This window comes from Eggerthella sp., from assembly GCF_048329335.1.
GTDB classification, from domain to species: Bacteria; Actinomycetota; Coriobacteriia; order Coriobacteriales; family Eggerthellaceae; genus Eggerthella; species Eggerthella lenta.
Map to the genome: position 1 here is coordinate 1 of NZ_DBFEGU010000105.1, position 6,426 is coordinate 6,426.

The following is a 6,426-nucleotide window of genomic DNA, read 5'->3' on the forward strand; positions in this document are numbered from 1 at the left end:
CGAGCAGAAGAAGGAGCAACGATCATGACAGAGAAACGCGATGCGATCGTTCAGGTGTCCGTCCCGTTTTGCGTGGACGATCGCGCGCTTCGCCGCGAGGGCATGATCCTCGGGTGGGATAGCGCGCGCATGGCGCGCTACGCCGACGCGCTGGTGGCCGAGATCGAGGCGAACGCGGGGCAGTTCGACGATTGCCTGGTGCGCGCCGTGCAGCTGGGCGGCGGCGTGGCATCGAACGCGGGCGCGGACATCGCGCGCATCGTGCGCGCCGTGCGGCAGGTTTGCGACGTGGCCGAGGACGCGCCCGTCGCCATGCGTTCGTCCATTGCGAACGTGAGCGGGGCGACCATGCCGTTTTTCCGACGCGCCGGGGTGACGCGCTTCGACTTCGAGATGCTGTCGCTCAACCCCGTCGACTTCGTGCGGCTCAATCGGGTGGACAACCTGAACGATCTGCCCATTATCTGCGACCATTTCCTGCATTCGTACGCGAACGACACGTTGGGGCTGGTGCTGGCGTTCGGCCATGATGCTTCCGAGGGCGGGGACGGTGCGCTCAACGTGCGGCGCACGGCGCTGGCGGCCGCGCGCTCGCATGCGACCCACGCGGAGCTTGTGCGGGTGGCCGATGAGCTGGCGGCGGGTTGCGACGAGGTCGCGCGCCAGCTGGACGAGATGCGCGGCGCGTTGACCGAGCATGGCTTCATGGAGTACCTGCCTCTTCGCTTTGCGCGCGCAGGCAAGGAGGACCGTTTCGCGCAGATGGCGGCCGCTGGCGTGCCGCAGATCGGTTTCGGCTTGGGTGCGATTACGCGTATCGACGGAGCCGAGAGCGTGAACACGCGCGACTTGGCGCGCTACTGCGCCGCGGAAGGCGACTTCGCGAAGATCACCGAAGAAGTGCGGAAAACGCGTTAGGCACCGTTGCGGAGGAGCGGTTGCTTCCTTATAATAGCAGGCGAGCCGCAGGGAGCGGCTAACTCCCCACGGCTCTCGAACTCGCTACGGCGGTTCGGATGTTATTGTGCGCCCGGTTCGTCCCTCTGGGACGACCGGGGTTCGTCTTTCGACCACGCTTGAAGCGCGAGCGAGGCCGCCCCGACCGCCAAGCTGCCGAAAGCAGCTACGAGGCCGAGAACCTGCAAGATAACTCCGGTAAGGCTGAGTACAATACCATCCATGGAGGACACCCCCTTCCGTATATCTAGAATTCGGAAATGGATGTAAAGAGGGTGTGTCATCCTCCCCGCCTGGCGGGTTCGTGCTTCTTAGTATAACAACCCCATCTCACGTTTTCATGGCGCACATCCAGCGCAGATCTTCCTCGATCTTACTGAAATCCCACGCGTTTACAGTGCGGATTCCACGTTTCTTGCCGCTGTTTCTCGCGCGGATTGCACGCGCTTTGCCCTTCGTTCCCGCGTGGATCTTGTCGAAGCCGTCGCGGCGTTGCTCGGCTTCGAATATTTCACGTGAAACATTCGCTCTGGCTGTCCGTTTGACGCGCAAGCTCCGGCCGCGCGGCGTGTCGCCTAGGCGCCGCGTCTCTCAAAGCGCCGTGCCTCGTGCATCCGGCGAGGCCACCGATGGCGAAAAAGCATTGAATTCGGAAATTGCGTAGCGAACCGCAGACGTGCTGGTAATCCCAATCTATCATAGTCCCAGGTCATGAGATCGCTTGCTTCCGGCGCTGCTCGGCGGACCCATCCCGGATGACGCGATCGCTTCCGAATTCGATGTCTTTTTGCCATTCGCTGCCCTATCGGCTGCTAAACCAGGATCGACATGCACCGCCGCGCGCCGCTTCCCCTGTCGGGCGGCTGGCGATCGGGCGGGACGGGCTCCTGGCCGATGGCCGAAGAGGGCTTCCGAGCCGCCGGCGAGCTTTCGCGGGGCGGGCCGACCCGGGCTATGTCAATTCTGGTTTGACAGCGGAGGGCAGGTGGGCTGACCGAAATGGCCCGCAGAAGGGCACGCACGCCGCGCGCTGCGCGGGGAGCGGGATGTCGGACGCGGTAGGATGTCGGATAGGGGAAGCGAAAGGGTCAGGATGATATTTGAGGGCAGGCGAGCAATCCGGCCCCGCTCGTTAAAAAGCCCGCCGCGCGGGAGGCGCGACGGGCTTGCAACACGGGGTGCGGAGCGTGGACGGGACGGCTCCGCAACACGACGCTGAGGGCGAACCCGGTCTAGTTGGCCGAGTCGTCCTGCTGCCCGTCGTCGCTGTTGGACCCGTTTTTCTGGGCGTACTCTTCCGGAGTCATGACGTCCACCACGTTCACGGTCATCTCGACCACGTTGAGGCCGGTCATGTCCTTGAGGTCGCCGCCGACAACCTTTTTGATGTCGTCGAAGATCTCAGGGGCGGACTTGCCGTACTCCATGATCACGTCGAGGTTGATCTTCGCGTTCGTGTCGTCGACGATATCGGCGTCCACGCCCTTTGTCTTGTCTGCGCCGCCCAGGCCTTCCTGGATGCGGGAGAGAACGTTGCCCTTCATGTCGATGATGCCGTCGATCTTCTGAGCGGCCATGGAGGAGATCTTCTCCACGACGTTCTCGTCGATGACCAGTTTGTACACCGGCTCGGCGGAGACGGAGTCGGCCGTGGCGGCATCGCTCTTTTTCTTATCGGCGTCCATATCGGAGTAGGGGTTGTAGGTGGAAGAGGTTGCTGGCTTGGTCATAGTGCTCTGGGTCATGGTAGTTCCTTTCTGTAGCATGATGGATCGGGGGGGGCGAACGCCTCGTGCTGCGCGAATCTCGCAGGGGGATGGGCGCGGCACGCGAGGCGTTTCGCTAGTTGAAACGTTCGAGGACCTGTTTCATCTGCTGGCGCGTCTTGCGGTCGCCGTCGCGGTACTTGCCGATGACCACGCCGATGGCGGCGAACACGGCCAGCAGCACGGTGGGCCAGAATCCCACGATGAGGATGAGGGCTGCCGCGACGAAGCCGATGATGCCGTACAGCACCGCATGGCTGTGGTTCTCCACGTACGGCGAGAACGCGCGCTTCATGCTGGCGTACACGCCCTTGTCGCGCTTCGTCTCGGCCGCTGCATTCGCCAGCACGTCGGACGGTGTGTCGGCCGTACGCTGCGGAGCCTTCTGCTCGTCGTGCTTCTGGTTCGAAGACGCGTAAGCGTTCGTCGTTTTCGGCTTCTGCTTCGCCGCCTGCGACTGCTTGGGCGCCGACTTCGGAGCCGGGGTGGCCGCAGGGTGGATGCGCATGGTGGACTGAGTCATCGTCGCATCACCTACTCGACCACGTGGGCGGGCACCGGTTTGGTCTGGTGCTGACGGCGCGTGTCGTCGGTATACTTCGTGGCCTGCTGCGTGAACGCGGGTGTAACCACGTCGGCGTCGCCTGCGAACGTGATGCGCACGGAGTCGACGGGGTAGCCGGTGAAGGCTTCAAGCGTCGCGGCGATCTCGTCCTGCAGCTTCGCGCCCAGCTGTCCCAGCTCGGCGTTTCGACCCGGATCGATCTTCGCGTGGATGCTCATGCGCGGGTCGTGCTTGTTCGTGATGTGAACCTTGACGTTGTCCGTGGACAGGCCGTGATGGCTCTCGACGACGTGCTTGACCGTGGACTGGATGGCGTTCTGCGTGATGGCGATGCTGCCGTTGTCGCGCTCAAGCTCCAGCTGCGAGTTCTTGCCCGGAGCAGTGATGGCGCGAATCAACACGACCAGCAGGCCCAGCGCCGTGATGCCTAGCAGAACGGCCTCGACGACGAAGAACCACGGCATGCTCATGAGCCAGGCGATTGCCGGGAACAGCGGTTCCCAGGCGAACCAAAGGGCTGCGAGCACGCCGATGCCCAGCACGGCAGCAACGACGAACACGATCATGCAAAAGCGTTTGAACTTTCCCATAGATGCCGCCTTTCTTCTAGAATGCGCACGCCCGATGGCGGTGCGCTGCCGGATAGAGTGGGACTACTCTAGAAGAAAGCCGCAACGGGCGCGCCTGGCCGCGCAAAAGTGCCGCCAGCCGTTTGCCGTGTTGTTGAGCACCCGTACCCCTTTGCATGTCCGACGGCTCGGTAAAGGGGTTCGGGTCAGTCTATTTGCGTGAACCTGAACAGCTGCGGACGGGCTATGGGCTCGGTCGGGCCGGGGTTCGCCTCCTCTTCCGCGGCTTGCGCGCGCAGGGCTTCGCCGTAGGCGCGCAGCGTTTCCTCGAGGTTGTCGACCGGGGTTATGACGTAGGTTTTCGTTTCGGTCGTTCCATCGTCGTACGTGGCCGTCACCTTGAGACGCGCCTGCGCGATCATGTCGGCGTATTTGCGGATGAGCAGCGCATTGAGGTTTTCGTGCATATTGACGTCCCATTTTCGACGATCGCCGTAGAACTCTCCCGTCGTGGCATCGTACAGCTCCGCCACCTCTCCCTCCAACGGGAACGAAACGCGCAGGGCGTGCCATATCTCGGTCTTGTTCGCGTTCTGCTCGTCGTAGTTCACGGTGAAGCTCGTGGTGCGATCTTCCGTATAGGGGTCGTCGCCCTCCTGGTAGGAGAATTCGGGCATGCGGGCGTTCGTGTAGAACAGCACGCGGTCGCCTTCCACCGTGTAGGTGAGCGAAGCGACGTTCGTTCCCGTGCAGGAGAGGTCGAACAGATGGGCCACTGAGAGGTAGCGCTGCCCCGAGTCGGGCGCGTTGTCGGCGTTGTTCGGATCTATCTCCGGGTCGCTGCGCCACACTTTCGTGAAGCCGCCGTATCCGAAGTCGTCTGTGCCCGCATCGAGGGCGAAGGAGTTTTTCGCCGTCGCATTGTCGAGTTGCTGCGAGATGGCGAACGCGACGCCGCTCGCAAGGGCAAGCACGCAAGCGGCTGCGATGACGGCCGTGACGAAGCGGCGCGTACGATAGCCGCTTTGGTTGCAGGTGCGCGGTCGGCGGGTAGGCTTCGCGTGCACCGCCTCCGCTGTGCGCAGGCGGTGCGCCTCGCGCATCACGCGATCGTGCACGCGGCCTGGCATCTCTATGTCGTCCATCAGCGCGCGGTACTGGTCCTGCTCGGGTGATTGTCCTGTCCGTTTCAAAGGATGCCCCCTTTCCCCAGCATCTTCCCGAGTTGCGTTCGAGCCCGGCTCAGGCGCGAGCGAACCGTAGCGGGCGCGCAGTGCACGAGGCGGGCGATTTCCTCGGTCGAGAATCCCTCGTAGTAGTGCAGATGCACGATCAGGCGCATCTTGTCGGGCAGGCGTCCTAGCGCTCGTCCGAGCTCGCTGTCCTGCAGGGCGCGTGCCGCATCGTCGCTGCGAGGATCTTCGCGGCCCGCATCGGGAACCGCGTCGGTGAGTTCGGCGCGTCGTTTCCAGGCCGAACGGTGCAGGTCGCGGCAGCGGTTGATGGCGACGCAGAGCAACCATGCCTTGAGATGCTCGTCGTCTTTGAAAGCGGTTGCGTCTTTCAGCAGGCGCAGGAACACGTCTTGGCAGATGTCTTCCGCGTCGTGCGGGGACTGCGTTTGGTTGAGGGCCAGGCGGTAGACGGTGCTTCCCCAGGTGCGCATGGCGCGCTCCATGAAGTCGTCCTGCCTGAGCGTTGGTTGCATACGGGGTATCGCCTCCTTGCCACCAACACGAAACCGGCTTCGGAAATGTGCCCGGAATGAGAAAAAAGCGGCGAAGCGGGATTTCTCGCCGCTTCGCCGCCTGTGAGCGCCGCCGAAGGGCGGCCTTATGTCGCGGGATCGCCTTTTCTGGCGGTTCCGCGCGACGAGACCTTTTCGCCGAGCTGCCCTGTTGCGTCCGCCGCCTTCGCTTTACGCGTAGATCTCTTTCTCCTCCACGAGGTCGTTCTTGATCTTGCCCACCAGCTTCTGCAGCGCGTCGATGCAGTTCGGTCGGATGTCGGCGCCGATGAGCACGTACATGATGGAGTCGCCCACGTTGAGCACGCCCTCGTTCAGCCACGTGCGCACGTAGTATACGCCCGGCCAGGTGAGGGCCTCTTGCACCGCTGCCTCCACGCCGGCCGCGTCGTAGGAGAATTCCACCTGGGCGACCTCGCCCAGGCCCTCGACGCCTTCGCGCACCTGCTTCTTCGGCGTGATGCGCACGATGCCGTTGTGGGTGAGGTACATGCCGCACTGCGCGGCGTTCGGATCCTGCTTCGCTTCCGCGAGCCATTGATCGATGGACGGTTCCTGCTGAGCCATGCCGCTCCCTTCCTCGAGGATGATCGCCCCATTATACGCCATTGAGAATCGTGGGAGACGTTGCCATGAAGGGGCCTTGCCGCCGTCGGCCATCGCGTACGGCTCGTGCGGGCTCGCTTCGTCATCGACCTGACGGCGGATTGGGAAGCGAGGCGGCAGAGATCGCGCGCTATGCACGATTATCGGGGCTCGTCTTCGAAGGCGAAGAAGGAAAGCCCAGGTCGGAAGAAACGACGATGGCGGAGAATCGTACAT

General features: G+C 63.3%; 8 protein-coding genes. 1 reads left to right on the plus strand and 7 read right to left on the minus strand.

Going from position 1 to position 6,426, the window contains the following annotated elements; translation table 11 throughout:
* Positions 1-24 precede the first annotated feature (24 nt).
* Positions 25-918 carry a hypothetical protein gene (locus ACMO6A_RS03320; protein WP_009305853.1) on the plus strand — a complete coding sequence of 298 codons (894 nt, stop codon included), beginning with the start codon at positions 25-27 and terminating at the stop codon, positions 916-918.
* 369 nt (positions 919-1,287) lie between these two features.
* Here the strand turns inward: ACMO6A_RS03320 and ACMO6A_RS03325 are convergent, their stop codons facing one another.
* From ACMO6A_RS03325 to ACMO6A_RS03355, 7 genes are all read right to left on the minus strand, one after another.
* Positions 1,288-1,509 carry a hypothetical protein gene (locus ACMO6A_RS03325; RefSeq protein ID WP_009305855.1) on the minus strand — a complete coding sequence of 74 codons (222 nt, stop codon included), beginning with the start codon at positions 1,507-1,509 and terminating at the stop codon, positions 1,288-1,290.
* Between the two features lie 680 nt (positions 1,510-2,189).
* Entirely contained in the window at positions 2,190-2,702 is a 513-nt protein-coding gene (locus tag ACMO6A_RS03330) for an Asp23/Gls24 family envelope stress response protein (RefSeq protein ID WP_009608111.1), read from the minus strand.
* A 97-nt stretch (positions 2,703-2,799) separates the two neighbouring features.
* A complete protein-coding gene (locus ACMO6A_RS03335) occupies positions 2,800-3,246 on the minus strand; it encodes a DUF2273 domain-containing protein (RefSeq protein ID WP_009305857.1) in 447 nt (148 codons plus the stop codon).
* 11 nt (positions 3,247-3,257) lie between these two features.
* Positions 3,258-3,878, minus strand: a complete 621-nt coding sequence (gene amaP / locus ACMO6A_RS03340; protein WP_009305858.1) for an alkaline shock response membrane anchor protein AmaP — start codon at positions 3,876-3,878, stop codon at positions 3,258-3,260.
* 185 nt (positions 3,879-4,063) lie between these two features.
* Positions 4,064-5,050: a hypothetical protein gene (locus tag ACMO6A_RS03345; RefSeq protein WP_009305859.1), complete on the minus strand. Its 987-nt coding sequence runs from the start codon at positions 5,048-5,050 to the stop codon at positions 4,064-4,066.
* Positions 5,047-5,565 (minus strand): RNA polymerase sigma factor, encoded by a 519-nt coding sequence (locus tag ACMO6A_RS03350; protein ID WP_009305860.1) that lies wholly within the window; start codon positions 5,563-5,565, stop codon positions 5,047-5,049. Before ACMO6A_RS03350 ends, ACMO6A_RS03345 begins: the two co-directional genes overlap by 4 nt.
* Positions 5,566-5,775: 210 nt before the next feature.
* Entirely contained in the window at positions 5,776-6,171 is a 396-nt protein-coding gene (locus tag ACMO6A_RS03355) for a molybdenum cofactor biosynthesis protein MoaE (RefSeq protein ID WP_009305861.1), read from the minus strand.
* Between the last annotated feature and the right edge of the window lie 255 nt (positions 6,172-6,426).